Here is a 19,249-nt window from a genome sequence, read left to right as displayed (position 1 = left end):
TCCGGTCGGCACGCAGTGCATCATCGACGGATGGCGATGCGGGCGATGTTCGCCTCGCTCGTCCCGGAACGTCCCGGCGGGACGGATCGGGCAGAGTGATCCTGGCCACCCACTACACCCTGTCGTTGGCAAATTCGACAGAACTGGGACACTGGAGGCCGTGACTGTTTCCTCCGGTGACCCCGACGTGCACGCTTCCCGCTCCGCCCAGCTCTTCGAGAGGGCTGATCTGGTCATTCCCGGCGGTGTCAACTCCCCGGTGCGGGCGTTCCACTCGGTCGGCGGCACCCCGCGGTTCATCAGGGAAGCGTCCGGCTACACGCTCACCGACGTCGACGGCAACGACTACGTCGACCTCATCTGCTCCTGGGGACCGATGATCCTCGGGCACGCGCACCCCGCCGTCGTCGAGGCCGTGCAGAAGGCGGCCACCACCGGCCTGTCGTTCGGCGCTCCCACCGAGGGTGAGATCGAACTGGCCGAGGAGATCGTCCGCCGCGTCGCACCGGTGGAGAAGGTGCGGCTGGTCAACTCCGGCACCGAGGCCACCATGAGCGCCGTCCGCCTCGCCCGCGGATTCACCGGCCGGACCAAGGTCCTCAAGTTCTCCGGCTGCTACCACGGACACGTCGACGCGCTGCTCGCCGACGCCGGTTCGGGACTGGCCACGTTCGGGCTCCCCACGTCGCCCGGCGTGACCGGCGCGCAGGCCGAGGACACCATCGTCGTGCCCTACAACGATCTCGACGCCGTCGCCCAGGCCTTCGCCGCGAACGAGGGCCAGATCGCGTGCGTCATCACCGAGGCCGCCGCGGGCAACATGGGCGCGGTGGCGCCGCAGCCCGGATTCAACGAGGGCCTGCGGACGCTGACCCGCGACAACGGCGCACTGCTCATCATGGACGAGGTGATGACCGGATTCCGGGTCAGCTCCGCAGGCTGGTACGGGCTCGACGGCGTCGCCGGCGACCTCTACACGTTCGGCAAGGTGATGAGCGGCGGTCTGCCCGCCGCCGCGTTCGGTGGCCGCGCCGACGTCATGGCCCACCTCGCCCCCGCCGGACCCGTCTACCAGGCAGGCACCCTGTCCGGGAACCCGGTCGCCGTCGCCGCCGGGCTCGCCAGCCTGCGCGCCGCGGACCAGGGTGTGTACGACGCCCTCGAGCGCAACAGCGCCACCCTGCGGACGCTGCTGTCCGACGCACTGACCGCGGCGAGCGTGCCGCACCGCGTGCAGACCGCGGGCACCATGCTCAGCGTGTTCTTCAGCGAAGACCCGGTGACCGACTACGCCGAGGCCAAGGCCGCGCAGACCTGGCGTTTCCCGGCCTTCTTCCACGGACTGCTCTCCCGCGGGGTGTACCCGCCGCCCAGCGCGTTCGAGGCGTGGTTCGTCTCCGCCGCCATGGACGACACCGCATTCTCGATCATCGCCGACGCCCTGCCGCACGCCGCGAAGGCTGCCGCCGCGGCCGTCCAGCCCTGACGAGACTTCCCCTCCGGGGGCCGGCGGCCCCGCCGCCGACACCCACCTGACCTCCCGCCCCGACCCGAGGAACCGCAACGTGACCGAAGCCGATCATCCCGACCACACACAGACCCGCACCATCGTGCACGTGCTCCGGCACGGCGAGGTGCACAACCCGCGAGGGATCCTCTACGGCAGGCTCCCCGGGTTCCGGCTGTCGGTGACGGGTGAGGCGCAGGCCCGCGCGGTGGCGTCGGTGCTGGCCAAGCACGACATCACACACGTCGTGTCCTCACCGCTGCAGCGGGCTCAGGAGACGGCCGCCCCGATCGCCGACGCACACGGCGTCGACATCGCGACGGACGAGAACCTCATCGAGGCCGGCAACGAATTCGAGGGACTCAAGGTCTCCGTCGGCGACGGCGCGCTGTCCCGTCCCCGGCACTGGTGGAAACTGCGCGACCCGTTCACACCGTCCTGGGGCGAGCCGTACCTGCAGATCGCGCACCGCATGCTGGCTGCCGTCAACACCGCCCGCGTGTCGGCGGTCGGACACGAGGCTGTCGTCGTCAGCCACCAGCTCCCCGTCTGGACCCTCCGCCGGTTTCTGCAGGGCGAGCGGCTGTGGCACGATCCGCGCCACCGGCAGTGCGGTCTCGCGTCGCTGACGTCGCTCGTCTACGAAGGCGACACCCTCATCGACATCGTGTACTCGGAGCCCGCGGGCGCGTCGGATCCGAGGGTGACCGGGGCATGAACCGAGGGCGCTTCGCCGGGGTTCTCGCGGTGATCTGTACGGCCGCGGTGTCGCTGTCGGCGTGTGCGTCCGGCGACGACGCCGTGGCCCAGGGCGGCACGTTCGACTTCGTGTCGCCGGGCGGTCAGACGGAGATCTTCTACGACCCGCCTGCCGACCGCGGCACCATCGGCACGGTGTCCGGACCCGATCTGATGACCGAGGGTAAGACCACCTCGATCGACGATTTCGAGGGTCAGGTCGTCGTCCTCAACGTGTGGGGGCAGTGGTGCGGCCCGTGCCGGGGTGAGGCGAACGACCTCGAGCAGGTGTACGAGGAGACCAAGGATCAGGGCGTGTCGTTCCTCGGGATCAACGTGCGGGACAACCAGCAGGACAAGGCGCAGGACTTCGTGATCGACAACAAGGTGTCGTACCCGTCGATCTACGACCCCGCCATGCGGACGATGATCGCACTGGGCCAGAACTACCCCACGAGCGTCATCCCCACCACGATCGTGCTCGACCGGGAACACCGCGTGGCCGCGGTGTTCCTGAAGGAACTGCTCGCCGAGGACCTGAAGCCGGTGGTCGAACGGGTGGCACAGGAATCGTGAACACCAGCACCGCCCTTCTCGCCGGCGGCGTCGGCGACGCCTTCCAGTCCACCGCGGCCACCGGGCCGCTGCTGCTCGCGCTCGGCGCGTGCGTCCTCGCCGGTCTGGTGTCGTTCGCGTCGCCGTGCGTCGTGCCGCTCGTCCCCGGTTACCTGTCCTACCTCGCGGGTGTCGTCGGAGCGGACGCCCCGGCCGTCACCGCGGAGGAGGCAGCCACCCGGACGAAGACCGTGTCGGACGGACGGTTGCGGGTCGCGGGCGCCGCGGCCCTGTTCGTCGCCGGTTTCACCGTGGTGTTCGTGCTGGCCACCGCATCGGTGTTCGGCGCCATCTCGGCCCTCGCGATCAACCGCGACGTCCTGATGCGGGTCGGCGGGGTGGTCACCATCGCCATGGGCCTGGTGTTCATCGGTCTGATCCCGGCCCTGCAGCGGGACACCCGGCTCGAGCCGCGGCGCATCTCCAGCCTGGCCGGGGCCCCGCTGCTCGGTGCCGTCTTCGCGCTGGGCTGGACACCCTGCCTCGGCCCGACCCTGGCGGGCGTCATCTCCCTCGCCGCGGGCACCGACGGTGCCACCGCGGCCCGCGGAGTGGCCCTGATCGTCGCGTACTGCCTCGGCCTCGGGTTGCCGTTCGTGATCCTGGCGCTCGGATCGTCCCGCGCGCTGCGCGGCGTCGGCTGGCTGCGCCGCAACGCGCGCACGATTCAAATCTTCGGCGGAATCATGCTGGTGGCCGTGGGCGTCGCCCTCGTCACCGGCGCGTGGGACCAGTTCGTCGGCTGGGTTCGCGACGCCTTCATCTCGGAAGTGACCCTCCCCATATGAGCGACATCCAGACCCCCGAGGCCCCGGAAGCCGCACCGGTGCCCCGTCAATCGTTGCCGGGCCGCGCGTTCGCGCTGGTCCGCAACACGTGGCGCGGCCTCACGTCCATGCGCACGGCGCTGGTGCTGCTGTTCCTGCTCGCCCTCGCCGCGATTCCGGGCGCGCTGCTGCCGCAGCGCAGCCTCAACGCGGGCAAGGTCGACGAGTACATCGCGAACCGGCCCACCCTCGGTCCGTGGATGGACAAGCTCGAACTGTTCGACGTGTTCGGCAGTTTCTGGTTCACCGCGATCTACGTCCTGCTCTTCATCTCCCTCGTCGGCTGTATCCTGCCGCGCTGCGTCGACCACGCCAAGGCGCTGCGCACCCGTCCGGTGCCCGCCCCGCGGAACCTCGCGCGACTTCCGCACCACCACGAGGACCGGGTCGACGAGACACCGGAGGAACTCGCCGCGCGCATCCGCACCCACCTGAAGGGGTGGCGGGTCGAGACCCGCGCGGGCGGGGAACGCGCCGCCCACGACGGCGAGATCACCATCTCCGCGGAGAAGGGGTACTTCCGCGAACTCGGCAACCTCGTCTTCCACCTGTCGCTCGTCGCGCTGCTCGTCGCGATCGCCGTCGGCAAGCTGTTCGGCTACGAGGGCAACGTGATCGTCGTCGCCAACAACGGTCCGGGGTTCTGCACCACGTCGCCCGCGGTGTTCGACTCGTTCAAGGCGGGCAACACCCAGGACGGCACCGGCATGACGCCGCTGTGCATCAAGGTGAAGGATTTCGCCGCCGACTACCTCGACAGCGGCCAGGCCGAGATGTTCACGTCCAACATCGCCTACCAGGCCGGCGACGACCTCGAGACGAACACCTGGCGGGACGGGCAGTTGCAGGTCAACCATCCGCTGCGTGTCGAGGGTGACCGCGTCTATCTACAGGGACACGGGTACGCGCCGACGTTCACCGTCACGTTCCCGAACGGGGAAACCCGCACCGAGACGCTGCAGTGGCGTCCCGACGACGCGACGACGTTCCTGAGCAGCGGCGCGATGCGGTTCGACCCGCCCGGCGGCATGTACACCGACACCGACGAGCGCCGGAAGAATCAGATCGCGATCGAGGGGCTGTTCGCCCCGACCGCGCTGCTGCACGGCAACCTGCTGGCGTCGAGTTTCCCGGCGATGAACGACCCGGCCGTCGCCATCGACATCTACAAGGGCGACACCGGCCTCGACACCGGCAACCCGCAGTCGCTGTTCTCGCTCAACACGGAACTGATCAATCAGGGCCGGCTCGTGAAGCAGGACCGGGTGAACCTGAAGCCGGGGGAGAGCTCGACCCTGTCCGACGGCACTCAGGTGCGGTTCGACGGCGCCGTGGACTTCGTGAACCTGCAGGTGTCGCACGACCCGGCGCAGCAGTGGGTGCTGGTGTCGGCCCTGACGATGATGGCGGGACTGCTCGTCTCGCTGCTGGTCAAGCGCCGCCGGATCTGGGCCCGCATCTACCCCGCGGACGCCGCCGAGCCGGGGCCACGACGTACTGTAGTAGAGCTTGGTGGACTCGCCCGGACCGATCAGGCCGGCTGGGGCGACGAGTTCGGCCGGCTCTGCACCCGTCTGCTCACGGACGACACGAAGCCTGACGCGCAGGAGAGCCAACGATGACGACCAACGAGACACTGGCGCAATACAGCGACTGGGCCTTCCGATCAGCCTTCACCGTGCTGGTGCTGGCGCTCGTGCTGCTCATCGTGCAGTACGCGTCCACCCGGGCGCAGGCCGTGCAGGACCGGGAACTCGTGGCGGCCGGATCCGGCGCGCGTGCGCCCGAAGCGCCCGACGTCCCCGGTCGGGTGGTCGAGCAGCCGAAGAAGCCCCTGTCCGAGCGTTTCGGCGGCATGGGCGCCGCCGTGCTCGTCGTCGGCACGGTACTGATCTTCGCGTCGATCGTGCTGCGCGGATTCGCGACCGAGCGGTTCCCGCTCGGGAACATGTACGAGTTCGTGACCATGGCCTGCGCGGCCGCGCTCGTCGTCGGTCTCGCGCTGCTGTCGAAGCCGGCGTACCGGTCGATGTGGGTGTTCCTCCTCGTTCCCGTCCTGATCCTGATGTTCCTCGCCGCCACCGTGCTGTACGCGGACGCGGCACCCGTCGTGCCCGCGCTGCGGTCGTACTGGCTGCCGATCCACGTCACCATCGTGAGCGTCGGTTCCGGTGTGTTCCTCGTGTCGGGCATCGCGAGCCTGTTGTTCCTGCTGCGCATGCGGTACCCGCACGGTGAGGAGGGGACGAGCGTGTTCGCGCGGATCGCGGAGCGGTTGCCGGACGCGCAGACCCTGGACCGCCTGGCATACAAGACCACCATCATCGGGTTCCCGCTGTTCGGCGCCGGAGTCATCCTCGGCGCGATCTGGGCCGAGGCCGCGTGGGGCCGATTCTGGGGCTGGGACCCCAAGGAGACGGTGTCGTTCATCGCCTGGGTGATCTACGCCGCCTACCTGCACGCCCGCGCGACGTCCGGATGGCGCGACACCAAGGCCGCCTGGATCAACGTGGCGGGCTTCGTCGCAATGCTGTTCAACCTGTTCATCATCAACATGGTGGTGTCGGGATTGCACTCGTACGCGGGCCTGAACTGACGGTCGCCACCGACTGATATCCTTCCGCCGCGACGTCTCCGACCGGTGAGATCCGGTGGGGACGATGGAGACTTCACGAGGGGGACGTTCAGCCATGTCCGAAAACAACGCCGGCGTGTGGGAGCCGGTGCGGCCTGCATCGAATCCGCCCGCGGACGGCACCGGGTCGACCGTCGCCTGGAACGCCGCGCGGCAGGCCCCGTACGTTCAGCCGCAGGGTCCCAATCCGTTCGCACAGCCTGCCGCCCAGGCCCCCGCCGCACCCGCGCGGCCGCAGACCCAGGCCGCCCCGCAGCAGGCCCCCGCCGTACAGCAGGCTCCGGCACCCCAACCGGCGGCGTTCACGCCCCCGCCGCAGCCGCCGGTCCAGCACACACCCCCGCCGCAGCCGGGTGCGTTCGCGCCCCAGCAGCCCGCGAATCGTCCGCACAACACGAACGCCGATCAGCAGTACGCGGTGTCCGCCCGTGACCTGTCGACGTCGCTGCTCCTCAAGCAGGTCAAGCCCGCCCCCACCACCGGGTGGCGCAAGGCGCTGTACCGACTGTCCGGCCGCTACGTCAACGTCGGGAACAGCGCGAAGGAACAGCGCCGGATCGAGCTGACCAAGCAGGTCAACCAGCCGCTGCAGGGCTGCTACAAGATCGCGCTGCTCAGCCTCAAGGGCGGGGTCGGCAAGACCACGACCACCGCGACCCTCGGCTCCACGTTCGCATCACTGCGCGGCGACCGCGTCATCGCCGTCGACGCCAACCCCGACCGCGGCACGCTGAGTCAGAAGATTCCGCTCGAGACCCCCGCGACGGTGCGGAACTTGCTGCGCGACGAGAAGAGCATCGAAAAGTACAGCGACGTCCGCAGTTACACGTCGCAGAGCCGGCACCGGCTCGAGGTGCTCGCGTCCGACAGCGACCCGGCAGTCTCCGAGGCGTTCAGCGCCGACGACTACTCGCGGACCGTCACGATGCTCGAGAAGTTCTACAGCATCGTCCTCACCGACTGCGGCACCGGACTGATGCACTCCGCGATGCAGACCATCCTCGAAGAGGCCGACGCGCTCGTGGTGGTCAGTTCGGGATCCGTCGACGGCGCCCGCAGCGCCTCCGCCACACTCGACTGGCTCGACGCCCACGGATACCGCGAACTCGTGGCCCGGTCGGTGGCCGTCGTCAATGCGGTGCGCCCCAGGTCGGGCAAAGTGGATCTGCCGAAGGTCGTCGAGCACTTCGAGCAGCGATGCCGCCTCGTGCGGCTGATTCCGTTCGACCCGCACCTCGAAGAGGGTGCCGAGATCGACCTCGAGCGGCTGCGTCCGCAGACGCGCAACGCACTCCTCGAACTGGCCGCCGCGGTGGCCTCCGACTTCCCGGCGTCGAGTTTCGCGCTACAGGACCGTCGCTGAGACAGTGACGCCGATGGTGCCGGCCCAACCGGCACCCGGCTGTTGCTCATCCGGCCGGGTCCGCCGGACCGGCATCGGGTTCGTCGGACTTCTTCCGACGCGTCTCCCGATCTACCTTCCACAGGAAATCCGGATCGTCGTCCGGTCCCTGCACCCGCGTGCTCAGCACGGGCCTCGTGTTCGGGCCGAACGCCTTCCACATCAGGACCGCCACCGTCACGAGCCCGATGAGTGCCAACAGATAGATCACCGCGCACCTCCTTACACCGCTCGAGGGTAGCCGGTATTCCTCGAGCGTAGCCGCGTCGGCGGCAGAGGGCATCTACCCGGGTCGCGGGGCGTCCGGGCAGTGCGGTCGCGGTCGGGGCCCTACGGTCGGCCTGCGCCCGCCTCCGTCGTGAGGGAGCGGAGCAGCTGCATGACCTCGGCCTCGCGGAAGCGGCGGTGCCCGCCGGGGGTGCGCAGCGATCCGAGCCGCCCCGCGTGCGCCCAACGCGTCACGGTCTTCGGGTCGACATGGAACAGGGCAGCCACCTGGCCCGGGGTCATGAGGGCTTCGTTGGATCCGCTGAATCCGGGTCCGTTGTAGGTGGGTGCGCTCATCGACGATCCTCCACTGCTTTCGACTGATCTGTGCTGAAGCCGGCCGCTGTTGCGACTGATCTCGGTCATCGTGACATCCGAGACCCCGGGTACTCGAACGATCTAATGTTGGTAAAGGGGAGGTAATAGACAAATCGGATAAGTCGGACGTGTGAGGAGCCCCCTCGCCGGTGGGTAACCTGGGAGCGTGAGCGAGTCATCCGAGAAGCCAGAAGACCAGGTCGAGCCCGCAGATTCGAGCGCGAAAGCGAAGCAGGACGGGCGGGTGACCAAGGGGCAGCTGGCGCGCGACGTCGCGATCTATTCGATCGCCCGGCTGCTGCTGGTCGTCGTCATCGGCGCCGTCATCCTCGGGGTGGCCGCAGTCGTCGGGGTCGCAGTGCCGCTTCTCGTCGCCGCGATCTTCGCGGTGCTCATCGCGCTCCCGCTGTCGCTGCTGCTGTTCGCGAAACTCCGCAAGCGGGTCAACGAGGGGATCGCCACATTCGACGCGCAGCGCCGCGCCGACCAGGCCGACCTGCGTGCCCGGCTCCGCGGTGAGGGCACGTCCCGGTGACGGTCGACGACTGCGTCGTCATCGACCGGAGCGTGTCGCGGGACTGGGTGGACAACGCCGTCCGCCTCATCGACGCGGACGCGCAGCGCAGCGCCGACACGCACCTGCTGCGGTACCCGCTGCCCGTCGACTGGGGTGTGCAGCTCTATCTGAAGGACGAGTCGACCCACATCACGGGCAGCCTCAAGCACCGGCTGGCTCGGTCGCTGTTCCTGTACGCGATCTGCAACGGCTGGATCACCGAGGGGACCACGGTCATCGAGGCGTCGTCGGGATCGACGGCCGTCAGTGAGGCGTACTTCGCGAAGATGCTAGGGCTCGACTTCGTGGCCGTCATGCCGCGCAGCACGAGCGGCGCGAAGATCGCCCTCATCGAGGCGCAGGGCGGTCGCTGCCACTTCATCGACCACCCGCCGGAGATCTACAGCGAGGCCCGTCGGCTCGCCGCGGAGACGAACGGTCACTTCATGGACCAGTTCACGCACGCGGAACGGGCCACCGACTGGCGCGGCAACAACAACATCGCCGAGTCGATCTACCAGCAGATGATTCAGGAAGAGCACCCGGTGCCCGAGTGGCTGGTCATGAGCGCCGGGACCGGCGGCACCAGCGCGACGCTGGGCCGGTACATCCGGTACCGCAGGCACGCGACCCGCCTTCTCGTCGTGGACCCCGAGAACTCCGCGTTCTTCGGCGGATACGAGAGCAACTCCTGCGAATACGCGACGGGAATGCCCTCGCGGATCGAGGGCATCGGCCGGCCGCGGGTGGAGCCGTCCTTCGTCGGGCAGGTCATCGATCGCATGATGCGGGTGCCCGACGCCGCGTCCATCGCGACGGCCCGGCACGCCAGTTCGGTGCTGGGCCGCCGGGTCGGCGGGTCCACGGGCACGAACCTGTGGGGCGCGTTCACCGTCGTCGCGGAGATGCTCGCGGCCGGACGGTCGGGCAGTGTCGTCACCGTCCTGTGCGACGGCGGCGAACGATACGCCGACACCTACTTCGACGACGACTGGGTGGCAGGCGAGGGCATCGACCTCTCAGGCCCGACCGCGGTGCTCGACCGGTTTGCGGCGACGGGGGAGTGGCCCGGTCAGCCCGGCTGAGGCGCGGTGGCGGCGGTGCGCACCGGCGCGGTCACCGCGCGGGACATCGTGACCCGCGGCCACGCGGCCAGACCGTGCCGGGCCTCGTCGTCGCGGATGCGTGACAGGCCCGGAGTGAGGTCGGTCTCCGGCAGGGGGCGGAAACCTAGCCGCTCGTAATAGGGGGCGTTCCACGGGACGTCGACGAACGTGGTGAGAGTGAGGGCGGGCAGTCCGCGGACGGCCGCCCACGACGAGATCTCGTCGAGCAGCAGGGCGCCGAGGCCCTGGCGGGCATGGCCGGGGTGGACCGACACCTGCTCGATGTGCGCGCCGCCGTCGACGACGGCGACGAGTGCGTAGGCGACCGGGGCATTGTCTGCGTCGACCGCGACCCAGATGCATTCCAGCTGCAGGTATTCGGTCAGCTCGTCGAGTGAGAACGGGGGATCGTCGGCGACGGCGTCCATGCCGATGTCGCGAAACGGCGCACCCGCCGCGATTTCGATGTCTTGCAGAGCGGGCAGGTCGGTGGAAATGGCCGGGCGGATCACAGGTCTTTTGTACCCGAAATCGTGCTGTTCGCACAGTTTCCCTGCACTTTCCCGATACCTACTCCTTCGTAGGCTACGCAACCGTAGGTTGGTAGCCTGGCGTGAGGACGACGGAGCGGGGATGCGCATGAACAAGCCCGAGGTGACTCTCGAGAACTACGAAGCGGTGTACGCGTACTACCGCGACCACCGGCAGAATCGGGTGCTCGCCAAGCTGGCGTACGCGTCGCTGTACGCGAAGTACCGGCCGCGGATCGTCTACGCGGACGACGCGAAGGCGCAGCTCGCCGGGCTGGTGAAGTCCGGCAGGGTGCTGATCGTCGCCGCCAATCACGTGACCCACAGCGATCAGTACACGCTCGCGGCGACGGCCTGGAACACGCCGTTGCGCCGCGCGATCGGACGCACCCGGGTGCTCGCGAAAGACGAATTGTTCGTCGACCCCGACCTGCACAAGAAGGTCGACATGATGGGCGGTATCCCGGTGTTCCGCAGCAAGAACTACGGTCTCCGGGCGGTCGCCGATGCGGGGAGGCTCATGATGGACATCTCCGCCGAACGGCTCTGCCGCGGCGACAACCTGGCGATCTTTCCCGAGGGCACGTGCAACGAGGACGATCCGACCCGGTTGCAGCACATCAACAGCGGCATCGGTCACATCGCGAAACGTGCGGCGGATCGCGGAGTCTCGCCCGTGCTGCTGTCCATCGGCATCAGTTACGGGCCGGACGCCCACGGGGCCGACCCCGAGAACGTGAAGTCGGCCAGCGTGTTCGTGTCGGAGCCGGTATTCGACCTTCCGGCGAAGCCGATGGACATCGCACACGTCGTGCAGAAGGACCTGCAGATCGCCGTCGACGGGGCGGTCGCCGCGTACTGACGGCCTTCCCGAAATCTGTCAATCAGGGTTGACACCCGATCGGTGTCAACCTAAATTGACATGCATGACCGAAGCAACCACGCTCGCCGCAGCGGCGGGCAGCCCCGACCCCGCCGAGGGGTTGCGGGCAGTGCGTGCGCTGCGGCGTCTCCTCGAACGGCTGGAGGCCATCCAGGTCGCCAACGCCCGCGCCCAGGGCTGGTCCTGGCAGGCGATCGCCGACTCCCTCGAGGTGAGCAGGCAGGCCGTCCACCAGAAACACAACCGGAGAGGGAGGTAACGGCGCATGTTCGAACGATTCTCGACGGACGCCCGGGCCGTGGTGATCGGCGCGCAGCAGGAAGCGCGCGACGTGAAGTCACCGCAGATCGGGCCCGAACACCTCGTGCTCGCCCTGCTGTCCGTGAAAACCGAACCCGTCCACGGCATCCTCGCCGACGCCGGCATCGAGGAGGACACCGCGCGATCGACCGTCGCGGCCCACGGCACCGCCCTGAGTGACGCCGACGCGGAAGCACTCGAATCGATCGGGATCGACCTCGACGCCGTGCGGCAGAGTCTCGAGCAGAACTTCGGCAAGGGCGTGCTCGATCCGGAACAGCCCTCGGAGAAGCGCGGCTGGTTCGGCCGGAAGTCGGGACATGTCGGGTTCACCCGCGACGCGAAGAAGGCGATCGAACTCTCACTGCGGGAGGCGCTGGCGCGCAAGGACGATCACATCGGCGCCGAGCACATCTTCCTCGGAGTGCTGCGCGTCGCCGAGGGCACGACGAAGGAGATCCTCGAGGTCCGGGTCGGGGTCGGCGAACTCCGCCGCCGCGTGCACGCGGCGCTCGACGACCGTGCTGCCTGACCGGTCGCCCGGTTCCCGTTTGTCCGATCGGTGTGCCAGCATGCACGCATGACCTTCTTGGTACGCCTCGTCATCAACGCGTTCGCGATCTGGCTGGCGGCAGCCTGGGTGTCGGGTATCGACATCTCCAGTTCGGGCAACGGAACCGGCTGGGACATCGTGGTGCTGCTCGGCATCGCGCTGGTGTTCACCGTCGTCAACATCTTCGTCAAGCCGCTGGTGAAGTTGCTGTCGCTGCCGCTGCTGATCCTGACGCTCGGCCTGTTCACCCTGGTGATCAATGCCCTGATGCTGCTGCTCACCGCGTGGCTGAGCTCCCAGACCGAGTACGGCCTGACCGTCGACGGCTTCTGGACGGCCGTGTGGGGCGGTCTGATCATCTCGATCGTCAACTTCGTCCTCGGCATCCTGCTGCCGGACGGCGACTGACCGGGGCCGCTCAGGCGGCCGACAGGGCCACGGCGGTGGCGGCGCCCCAGACCAGCATCGCCAGCCCCGAATCCCGCAGCGCGGGAATTAGTGCGAGGCCCAGGCCGCCCGAGCGGACGGGGGCGTTCGCCCGGACGGCGAGGGGCAGCGCGAGCAGTCCGACGAGCGCCCACGGGGTGCGCAGCACCAGGACCAGGGTCACGACGAACGGGACCGTCAGCGTGACCAGGTGCAGGATGCGGGTACGCGAGTCGCCGAGCCGGACGGCGAGCGTGCGTTTGCCGGATTCGGTGTCGGTGGGAATGTCCCGCAGATTGTTGGCGACGAGAACCGCGCTCGAGAACGACCCGACGGCGACCGCGGACACCACCCCGGCCCAATCGATCGTCTCGGCCTGCACGTACTGGGTGCCCAGGACGGCGACGAGACCGAAGAACACGAAGACGGCGACCTCGCCGAAGCCGCTGTACCCGTACGGCTTCGTGCCGCCCGTGTAGAACCAGGCGCCCACGATGCACAGGGCGCCGATCAGCACGAGCCACCACGCGGTGGTGACGGCGAGGACGAGGCCGGCCACCGCGGCGACCGCGAAGCAGGCGATGGCCGCCGCCTTCACCGCCGCCGGTTTCACCAGCTTGGACCCGACGAGCCGCAGCGGTCCGACGCGCTCGTCGTCGGTGCCGCGAATTCCGTCCGAGTAGTCGTTGGCGAAATTGACTCCCACGATCAACGCGAGAGAGACCACCAGTGCCAGTACCGCCTTCCACCACACCGCGCCGCCGAGCGATGCCGCGGCGCCGGTGCCCACGAGCACCGGGGCGATCGCGTTCGGGAGGGTGCGCGGACGAGCGCCTTCGATCCATTGAGCAGCCGTTGCCATGCACCGATCTTTGCACCGAGCGAGAAGGCGCCCGCATCCACACCGAACTTCGAGAAGTTCGCGTCCGCTCGGTGCAATACCATCGAACGCGGTGGACCAGCAGATGAGCGTGGACGAGACGGTGGCACCGGCAAGCGCACCGATCCAGGTCGCCTTGTTGGGTGAGGTATCGACGCGGCGATCGGGCGCGCTCGCACCGCTCCCCGGCACCCGCGCGCGCAGCCTGCTCGTTGCCCTCGCCCGCGATCCCGGCCGGAGCCGGTCCGCGCAGGCCCTCATCGACGAGGTGTGGGGCGAGGATCCGCCGCGGTCCCCGATGAACGCGCTGCACACCCAGGTCTCCCGGCTGCGGGCGGCGTTGCCGGACGGGGCGCTGGAGATCGGCCCGGCCGGATACCGGCTGGCGGTGTCCCGGGACGCCGTCGACCTGACCCGCGCGGAAGACGTGGCCCGCCGACTACAGGGCCGGGGTCACGTCGGCGGCGCCGGGCCGGACGAGATCCGCGACGCGCTCGCGCTGTGGCGGGGCGACCCGGGCGCCGACCTGCCCGAGGGTGCGGCCGCAACGGAACTCGCAGCGGACGCCGCGGTGATCCGGGGCCGGCTCGAGGCCGCGGACCGGGCGGCGCTGGTGGAGGCCGGAGACTGGGCGACCGCTCTGCCGAAGGCGCAGGCCCACGTGGCAGCCGAGCCCCTCGACGAGCGGGCGCACGCCGACCTCATGCGCGTGCTCACCGGGCTCGGGCGCGACAACGAGGCACTGGATGTGTTCGCGACCTTCCGCAGGCGGCTGGTGGATCGGCTGGGAGCAGACCCGTCGCCCGCCCTCGTCGCCCTGCACGCCGAGATCCTGCGCGGCGACGGCGCACCCGAGTCGGACGGCAGGCGGCCCGCGGCGCCGGACCGCACGGCGATCGGCCTCCGGGCAGCACCGAACGCCTTGCTGGGGCGTGACACCGACGTGGTGGAGATCGAGGGACTGCTCACGTCCTCGCGTGTCGTGACCATCCTCGGACCGGGCGGTGCGGGCAAGACCCGGCTCGCGCACGAACTGGGTGCGCGGGCCGCCGCGCGGACGTCCGTGGCCCTGGTGGAACTCGCGTCGCTGCGCAGCAGTGAGGACGTCGTCGCGGCGATCAGCAGCACCCTCGGCCTCAGCGAAATCGACATCGCGCCGGGACGGCTCACCCTCGGCCGCATCCATTCCGCGCGGGAAAAGCTCCGGGAAGCGCTGTCGGCGGGACCCATGCTCCTGATTCTCGACAACTGTGAGCACGTCGTCGGGGCCTGCTCCGAGATCGTGGCCGACCTGGTGGCCGCGGGCGATCAGCTGACCGTCCTCGCGACCAGCCGATCACCGCTCATGCTCGCGTCCGAGGCGGTGTACCCGCTGCCGCCGCTGGCGATCGACGACGACGATGCGCCCGCCGTGCAACTGTTCACGGCCCGGGCCCGCGCCGTACGGCCCACGGCGCGTCTCGACCCGGAGACCGTGCGCAGTGTCTGCCGCACCCTCGACGGCCTTCCACTCGCAATCGAACTGGCCGCTGCGCGGGTGCGCAGCATGAGCGTCGAGGACATCGGACGAAGGCTCGAGCACCGGTTCGCGCTGCTGCGCTCGCACGACCCGACGTCGCCCGAACGGCACCGCACCCTGCACGCCGTCATCGACTGGAGCTGGCAGCTTCTGGGCGAGCAGCAGCAGATCGCGCTGCGCAGGCTCTGCCGGTTCCCGGCCGGTTTCACCCTCGACGCCGCCCGGACGATCGCGGAATGGGACGGCGTCGACGATGTCGTGGAGGCCGTCGAGGGCCTCGTCAACCAGTCGCTGCTGTCGGTGTCGGAGACGTCGGACACGCTGCGCTACTACATGCTCGAGACGGTGCGGGAGTACGGCGAGGAGCGACTCGCCGAGGCTGCCGAGGAGCCGGAAGTGTTTGCCCGCCAGCGAGTGTGGGCACACGCGTTCGCGTCGGAGGCGCTGGTGCGGTGCCGTGCCGACCAGGTCGCGCTCGCCGACGACATCGACGCCGACCACGACAACTTCCTCGCCGTGCTCCGGTGGGCTGTGGAACGCGGCGACGCCGAGACGGTTGCGATCGTGTTCCCGGTGCTCGGTGGCCTGTGGGCCATCCGGGGCGCGCACTCGGAGGTGATGAACTGGACGCCGCGGATCCTCGCGGCAACGGAAGACGCGGATCTGAGCGACGTCGACTCGGAATTGGTGGCGTACACGTTCCTGCTCGCGGCGATGCATCTGGTGTTCGGCGGTCAGGCCCGCACCCTCGCCCGCACCCGGACGCGTTTGCGGCACCTCCTCCGCGGACGCGCCGATCTGCCGCCGGTCTCCTCCTTCGCGGTGAATGTCATCCTGTCCCTGGGTTCGGGGCGGCGGCACGCCAGGGCGGTCGCGGAAGGGGTGCGCTCGCACGATCGGGAAACCCATGCGGCGGCGCTGGCAGCGCGAGCCAGCATGCGGGAGAACCTCGGCGATTTCCGCGGTGCCGTGCGCGACGCGCGGGCCGTCTCCGAACTGTGCGCCGCGATCGGTGACGTGTGGGGCACGGCGATGGCGGCACAGTTCCTCGGCTCGCTGTACAGCCAGTCCGGACGTTACCGGGACGCGGTGGGGCTGTATCAGGTCGCGGTCGAGAAGTTGCGGACACTGGGCGCGCAGGAGGAGGCGAATCAGCTGTGGGGTTTCCAGGCCTCCGCGCTGATCGCGGACGGCGACGTGGAGGCGGGCCGGAAGGTGCTGGCCGAGACCCTGCTCGAGCATCGCGGTCCCGGCGCGGGGACGGACGACCAGCAGGACGAGTGGCGGATAGCAGCCATCGGCAGTCTCGCGGAAGCCGATCTGGCGGACGGCGACGTCGAACGGGGGCTTGCCCGATACCGGGAGGCGCTGGACCTGATGTACCCCCGGATCACGGCCGCACCCTATGCCGATCCGTACGGACTGGTGCTGGCGGCCTCGGTGGTGTCCGCCCACGTGCTGCACGGCCGGTCCGAGATGATGGTGGACGTCGTTCCACAGCTCGCGGACTGGGCACGGTCCCGGCTGGGTGTGGGCGCATATCCGGATCTGCCGGTCACCGGCGCCGTCGCGGCGGGCATCGGATGTTTCGAGATCGCGCGCGGTGACGCCGAATGCGGTCTCGCGCTGCTGGCGTTGTCCGTCCCGGCGCGCGCCCGGCAGGACAGCGTCTCGCTGCAACACCACCGGCACGTCGCGTTCGCACTCGAGAACGTCGAGGCGGACCGCTGGACGTCGGCGCAGGCGAGGTTCGGCGCGTGGTCACGTCGCGCGGTGCACGCCGAGATTCTGGAAGTGCTCGCCGCCGTGAGTCGCGACCTCGCGTCAGGCGGGCACCCGGCCGCCGACCCGCGCCGCGCAGGAGCGTAGGAGGTCGGTCAGCTCCGGGTCGTCGACCGCCAGCCGTCCCGTCTTCCCGATCGCCGCGAGGCAACCGGTCACCGCGTTCTGCGCGTCGTGCACCGGGACGGCGACGGCGCTGCGGCCGACGCGCACCTCGTCGACCTCGCGGGCCGAACCGGTGTGCCGGACGGCGTCGAGTTCGCCCCGCAGCGCGCCGAGGTCGGTGATGGTCGACGACGTCACCCGGCGCAGGCTCGGCGGGACCAGTTCGGGACGGGACGCGAGGAGGACCTTGCCGATCGCGGACGCGTGCAGGTGCGCGGCGATCGTGTTCTCGCCGCTGAGTTCGTGGTCGGGATCGCGGTCGACGAATCGCACCCGGCTACCCGCGAACGACGCCAAATGGATCCCGAAACGCACCTGTTCCCGCAGTTCTTCGAGCACGGCGTGATGGTCGACCGGGTCCGGCGCCACATCCGCCCCCGCCAGCTGCCGGGTCCGGCGGCCCAGCGCGAACCCGGACAGATCGGCGATCCGCACCAGATAGCCGTCGGCGGTCAAAAGATTGAGCAGCCGGTACGCCGTGGCCGGGGGGATCCCCGCGTGCGCGGCGATGTCTTTCGCCGTCGCCCCGGACCCGAGTTGCGCCACCGCCTCGAGCAGGGCGAGCGCTTTCTGCACGGCGCGTGGTTCGTGGCCCGCGATCTCCCCGGCTCGGGCGCCCATCACCGGGACCCGGGCGTGCGTCCAGCCGCCGTCAACGCGAGGTTCCCGGCGGCATCCGTCGCGAACACCCCGGCCCCCGGCAGCACGTCGTCCGTTTCCGCGGTGTCGAACACCCCCACCGACCGCAGACTCGCCGGGTGGCGCCACCTCAGATACAACTGCCACGCCGAACCCGACAGCAACAGGGCCAGCACCACGGCGGGAACCATCGTGAAACCGTGGGCCACGTTCACGAACAGCATGTAGGCCAGCACGATTCCGCCGGCGGCGCTGCCCGCGACTCCGGCCGCCAGGACGAGGGGAGTGTGCTCCCCGATCCGGCTGAGGAACCGCACCGACGCCACCGCCACCAGCACGTACGCCGCGACCACCGCCGTCCTGGCGATCAATTGCACGTGAGAAAACCCGGCCGACTTGCCGACGAGGCCGAACGTCGCGGCACCCGCGCACACGACGCACACGACGACGGCCAGAGCCGCGTACGGGGTGCGGTAACCGCGGTGCACCTGGGCGAACAGGCGTGGGACGACGGTTTCGATCCCCATCGAATACAGCAGGCGCGACGCGGCATTCGACGACGCCATCGCGGACGCCAGCCACGACGTGCCCAACCCGAGGTTCAGGGCGATCACCACGGCCGGGTCGACCCCGGTAGCGGTGCCGTGGAGATATGCGTTCACCAGCGTGTCGGCGCGACCCGACCAGGCGGCCCACGCCGAGAAGATGAACAGGCCGCCACAGATCATCGGCGTGAGCATCACGGTGCGGGTCACGGTGGCGAGCGGCCGCTTGGCCTCCGGGCCGAAGAACGTGGCGCTCTCGAACCCGGCCAGCGCGAACACCGCGGCCAGCGTCATGAGCAGCGGCCCGTACGCCGAATCGGACGGCGGCACCGCGGCGTGCTGGCCGCCCGCGCCGGTCACGATCATCAGGCCGGCGATGAACAGCAACGAGCACGACTCGACGGCGAGGATCGCGAGAGCCGCGAACCGCACCCCACGGACCAGGCAGCCGAGGATCACGATCGCGATCCCCGCGTACACGAGGAGGCGCTCGGAAGGTTCGCGCAATTCCAGCCCGAAGAAGCCGAGCGTCGCGATCACGGCCTGTCCGCCGTGATACAGCGTCATCACCGCACTGCCGACGTACTTGGTCAGCATCGCGACGCCCGCTGTCAGCGCGGCCCGGGTGCCGAGGCCCTGGAACACGAAACTGTAGAGACCGCCCGCGGCCGCCATGCGCCGCGTGAACTGCGAGACGCACACCGCGATCAAGGACACCACCACCGTCGCGACGACGATCGTGATCAGACCGCTCAGCAGCATCTGGTGGGTGAACATGGTGACGGGCAGCACCACCATCGACACTGCAGGCGCCGTCGTCGCGACCGACTGGGCGAGAACCTCGACGCCCGACAGTTGTCGCCTGCCGAGCGCACGCAGAGGCGACAGGGCCGCACGTGCGGGCTCGCCGGCGGCGAACGAACGCGCGATGGCGTCGGAAAGGGCTGACATGCGCGTGAAACTAGCCGGGTCGTGTTGCCGGAAAGTTTCGGTTGCGGGTCGAACGCTGACTCGGGAGTGAGAACGGCTCGCGCCCGTTCTCGCTCGCCGGCCTCA

20 protein-coding genes are annotated in these 19,249 nt (G+C 69.6%); 14 read left to right on the top strand and 6 right to left on the bottom strand.

What is annotated here, in order from left to right:
* The first annotated feature begins 160 nt into the window (after positions 1-160).
* The 7 genes from hemL to P3H15_RS29065 all read left to right on the top strand — a co-directional run bounded on the left by hemL (position 161) and on the right by P3H15_RS29065 (position 7,685).
* Positions 161-1,486, top strand: a complete 1,326-nt coding sequence (gene hemL, locus P3H15_RS29095) for a glutamate-1-semialdehyde 2,1-aminomutase (protein WP_276140394.1) — start codon at positions 161-163, stop codon at positions 1,484-1,486.
* Between the two features lie 79 nt (positions 1,487-1,565).
* Entirely contained in the window at positions 1,566-2,225 is a 660-nt protein-coding gene (locus P3H15_RS29090) for a histidine phosphatase family protein (RefSeq protein WP_043826371.1), read from the top strand.
* A complete protein-coding gene (locus P3H15_RS29085; RefSeq protein ID WP_276140393.1) occupies positions 2,222-2,821 on the top strand; it encodes a TlpA disulfide reductase family protein in 600 nt (199 codons plus the stop codon). The genes P3H15_RS29090 and P3H15_RS29085 overlap by 4 nt, the downstream gene beginning before the upstream one ends.
* Positions 2,818-3,648 carry a cytochrome c biogenesis CcdA family protein gene (locus tag P3H15_RS29080; protein WP_276140392.1) on the top strand — a complete coding sequence of 277 codons (831 nt, stop codon included), beginning with the start codon at positions 2,818-2,820 and terminating at the stop codon, positions 3,646-3,648. Before P3H15_RS29085 ends, P3H15_RS29080 begins: the two co-directional genes overlap by 4 nt.
* Complete coding sequence (locus tag P3H15_RS29075; protein WP_276140391.1) at positions 3,645-5,309, top strand: cytochrome c biogenesis protein ResB; 1,665 nt, start codon at positions 3,645-3,647, stop codon at positions 5,307-5,309. Before P3H15_RS29080 ends, P3H15_RS29075 begins: the two co-directional genes overlap by 4 nt.
* On the top strand, positions 5,306-6,283 hold the full coding sequence (ccsB, locus tag P3H15_RS29070; protein ID WP_276140390.1) for a c-type cytochrome biogenesis protein CcsB: 978 nt from the start codon (positions 5,306-5,308) through the stop codon (positions 6,281-6,283). Before P3H15_RS29075 ends, ccsB begins: the two co-directional genes overlap by 4 nt.
* Before the next feature lie 94 nt (positions 6,284-6,377).
* Positions 6,378-7,685, top strand: coding sequence for a MinD/ParA family protein (locus P3H15_RS29065; RefSeq protein ID WP_276140389.1), 1,308 nt, complete (start codon positions 6,378-6,380; stop codon positions 7,683-7,685).
* A gap of 46 nt (positions 7,686-7,731) precedes the next feature.
* Here P3H15_RS29065 and P3H15_RS29060 read toward each other — a convergent pair whose 3' ends face one another.
* Together P3H15_RS29060 and P3H15_RS29055 are read right to left on the bottom strand one after the other, a co-directional pair.
* Positions 7,732-7,935 carry a hypothetical protein gene (locus P3H15_RS29060; RefSeq protein WP_072939927.1) on the bottom strand — a complete coding sequence of 68 codons (204 nt, stop codon included), beginning with the start codon at positions 7,933-7,935 and terminating at the stop codon, positions 7,732-7,734.
* Between the two features lie 119 nt (positions 7,936-8,054).
* On the bottom strand, positions 8,055-8,288 hold the full coding sequence (locus P3H15_RS29055; RefSeq protein WP_124395103.1) for a BldC family transcriptional regulator: 234 nt from the start codon (positions 8,286-8,288) through the stop codon (positions 8,055-8,057).
* A 187-nt stretch (positions 8,289-8,475) separates the two neighbouring features.
* Between P3H15_RS29055 and P3H15_RS29050 the strand changes: the two genes are divergently transcribed.
* Both P3H15_RS29050 and P3H15_RS29045 read left to right on the top strand, forming a co-directional pair.
* Positions 8,476-8,844 (top strand): DUF4229 domain-containing protein, encoded by a 369-nt coding sequence (locus P3H15_RS29050; protein ID WP_276140388.1) that lies wholly within the window; start codon positions 8,476-8,478, stop codon positions 8,842-8,844.
* Complete coding sequence (locus P3H15_RS29045; protein WP_276140387.1) at positions 8,841-9,950, top strand: PLP-dependent cysteine synthase family protein; 1,110 nt, start codon at positions 8,841-8,843, stop codon at positions 9,948-9,950. Before P3H15_RS29050 ends, P3H15_RS29045 begins: the two co-directional genes overlap by 4 nt.
* On the opposite strand, the gene P3H15_RS29040 is transcribed toward P3H15_RS29045, so the two are convergent.
* Entirely contained in the window at positions 9,938-10,483 is a 546-nt protein-coding gene (locus tag P3H15_RS29040; RefSeq protein ID WP_276140386.1) for a GNAT family N-acetyltransferase, read from the bottom strand. The genes P3H15_RS29045 and P3H15_RS29040 overlap by 13 nt on opposite strands.
* Positions 10,484-10,610: 127 nt before the next feature.
* Between P3H15_RS29040 and P3H15_RS29035 the strand changes: the two genes are divergently transcribed.
* The 4 genes from P3H15_RS29035 (at position 10,611) to P3H15_RS29020 (ending at position 12,645) form a co-directional block, all read left to right on the top strand.
* A complete protein-coding gene (locus P3H15_RS29035) occupies positions 10,611-11,363 on the top strand; it encodes a 1-acyl-sn-glycerol-3-phosphate acyltransferase (protein ID WP_276140417.1) in 753 nt (250 codons plus the stop codon).
* Positions 11,364-11,427: 64 nt separating this feature from the next.
* Complete coding sequence (locus P3H15_RS29030; RefSeq protein WP_005258323.1) at positions 11,428-11,643, top strand: hypothetical protein; 216 nt, start codon at positions 11,428-11,430, stop codon at positions 11,641-11,643.
* Positions 11,644-11,649: 6 nt separating this feature from the next.
* Positions 11,650-12,216 carry a Clp protease N-terminal domain-containing protein gene (locus P3H15_RS29025; protein WP_276140385.1) on the top strand — a complete coding sequence of 189 codons (567 nt, stop codon included), beginning with the start codon at positions 11,650-11,652 and terminating at the stop codon, positions 12,214-12,216.
* A gap of 48 nt (positions 12,217-12,264) precedes the next feature.
* Positions 12,265-12,645, top strand: coding sequence for a phage holin family protein (locus P3H15_RS29020; RefSeq protein ID WP_072939943.1), 381 nt, complete (start codon positions 12,265-12,267; stop codon positions 12,643-12,645).
* A gap of 10 nt (positions 12,646-12,655) precedes the next feature.
* On the opposite strand, the gene P3H15_RS29015 is transcribed toward P3H15_RS29020, so the two are convergent.
* Positions 12,656-13,525 (bottom strand): 1,4-dihydroxy-2-naphthoate polyprenyltransferase, encoded by an 870-nt coding sequence (locus P3H15_RS29015; protein ID WP_276140384.1) that lies wholly within the window; start codon positions 13,523-13,525, stop codon positions 12,656-12,658.
* 103 nt (positions 13,526-13,628) lie between these two features.
* Here P3H15_RS29015 and P3H15_RS29010 point away from each other — a divergent pair, with 103 nt between their 5' ends.
* A complete protein-coding gene (locus P3H15_RS29010) occupies positions 13,629-16,931 on the top strand; it encodes a BTAD domain-containing putative transcriptional regulator (protein WP_276140416.1) in 3,303 nt (1,100 codons plus the stop codon).
* Here the strand turns inward: P3H15_RS29010 and P3H15_RS29005 are convergent.
* Both P3H15_RS29005 and P3H15_RS29000 read right to left on the bottom strand, forming a co-directional pair.
* Positions 16,887-17,630: an IclR family transcriptional regulator gene (locus P3H15_RS29005; RefSeq protein ID WP_276140383.1), complete on the bottom strand. Its 744-nt coding sequence runs from the start codon at positions 17,628-17,630 to the stop codon at positions 16,887-16,889. The genes P3H15_RS29010 and P3H15_RS29005 overlap by 45 nt on opposite strands.
* Positions 17,630-19,144, bottom strand: coding sequence for an APC family permease (locus tag P3H15_RS29000; protein ID WP_276140382.1), 1,515 nt, complete (start codon positions 19,142-19,144; stop codon positions 17,630-17,632). The genes P3H15_RS29005 and P3H15_RS29000 overlap by 1 nt, the downstream gene beginning before the upstream one ends.
* Positions 19,145-19,249: the final 105 nt, after the last annotated feature.

The organism is Rhodococcus sp. T2V (genome assembly GCF_029269925.1).
Taxonomy (GTDB): domain Bacteria; phylum Actinomycetota; class Actinomycetes; order Mycobacteriales; family Mycobacteriaceae; genus Rhodococcus_F; species Rhodococcus_F koreensis.
Note: the sequence above shows the minus strand (reverse complement) of the source record. Positions and strands in the feature narration are given on the sequence as shown.

Coding starts and splice junctions, on each gene's coding strand:
- P3H15_RS29065 (WP_276140389.1), top strand. CDS start 6,378: ATGTCCGAAAACAACGCCGGCGTGTGGGAGCCGGTGCGGCCTGCATCG.
- P3H15_RS29005 (WP_276140383.1), bottom strand. CDS start 17,630: ATGGGCGCCCGAGCCGGGGAGATCGCGGGCCACGAACCACGCGCCGTG.
- P3H15_RS29085 (WP_276140393.1), top strand. CDS start 2,222: ATGAACCGAGGGCGCTTCGCCGGGGTTCTCGCGGTGATCTGTACGGCC.
- P3H15_RS29075 (WP_276140391.1), top strand. CDS start 3,645: ATGAGCGACATCCAGACCCCCGAGGCCCCGGAAGCCGCACCGGTGCCC.
- P3H15_RS29010 (WP_276140416.1), top strand. CDS start 13,629: ATGAGCGTGGACGAGACGGTGGCACCGGCAAGCGCACCGATCCAGGTC.
- P3H15_RS29055 (WP_124395103.1), bottom strand. CDS start 8,288: ATGAGCGCACCCACCTACAACGGACCCGGATTCAGCGGATCCAACGAA.
- P3H15_RS29020 (WP_072939943.1), top strand. CDS start 12,265: ATGACCTTCTTGGTACGCCTCGTCATCAACGCGTTCGCGATCTGGCTG.
- ccsB (WP_276140390.1), top strand. CDS start 5,306: ATGACGACCAACGAGACACTGGCGCAATACAGCGACTGGGCCTTCCGA.
- P3H15_RS29030 (WP_005258323.1), top strand. CDS start 11,428: ATGACCGAAGCAACCACGCTCGCCGCAGCGGCGGGCAGCCCCGACCCC.
- P3H15_RS29015 (WP_276140384.1), bottom strand. CDS start 13,525: ATGGCAACGGCTGCTCAATGGATCGAAGGCGCTCGTCCGCGCACCCTC.
- P3H15_RS29035 (WP_276140417.1), top strand. CDS start 10,611: ATGAACAAGCCCGAGGTGACTCTCGAGAACTACGAAGCGGTGTACGCG.
- P3H15_RS29025 (WP_276140385.1), top strand. CDS start 11,650: ATGTTCGAACGATTCTCGACGGACGCCCGGGCCGTGGTGATCGGCGCG.
- P3H15_RS29000 (WP_276140382.1), bottom strand. CDS start 19,144: ATGTCAGCCCTTTCCGACGCCATCGCGCGTTCGTTCGCCGCCGGCGAG.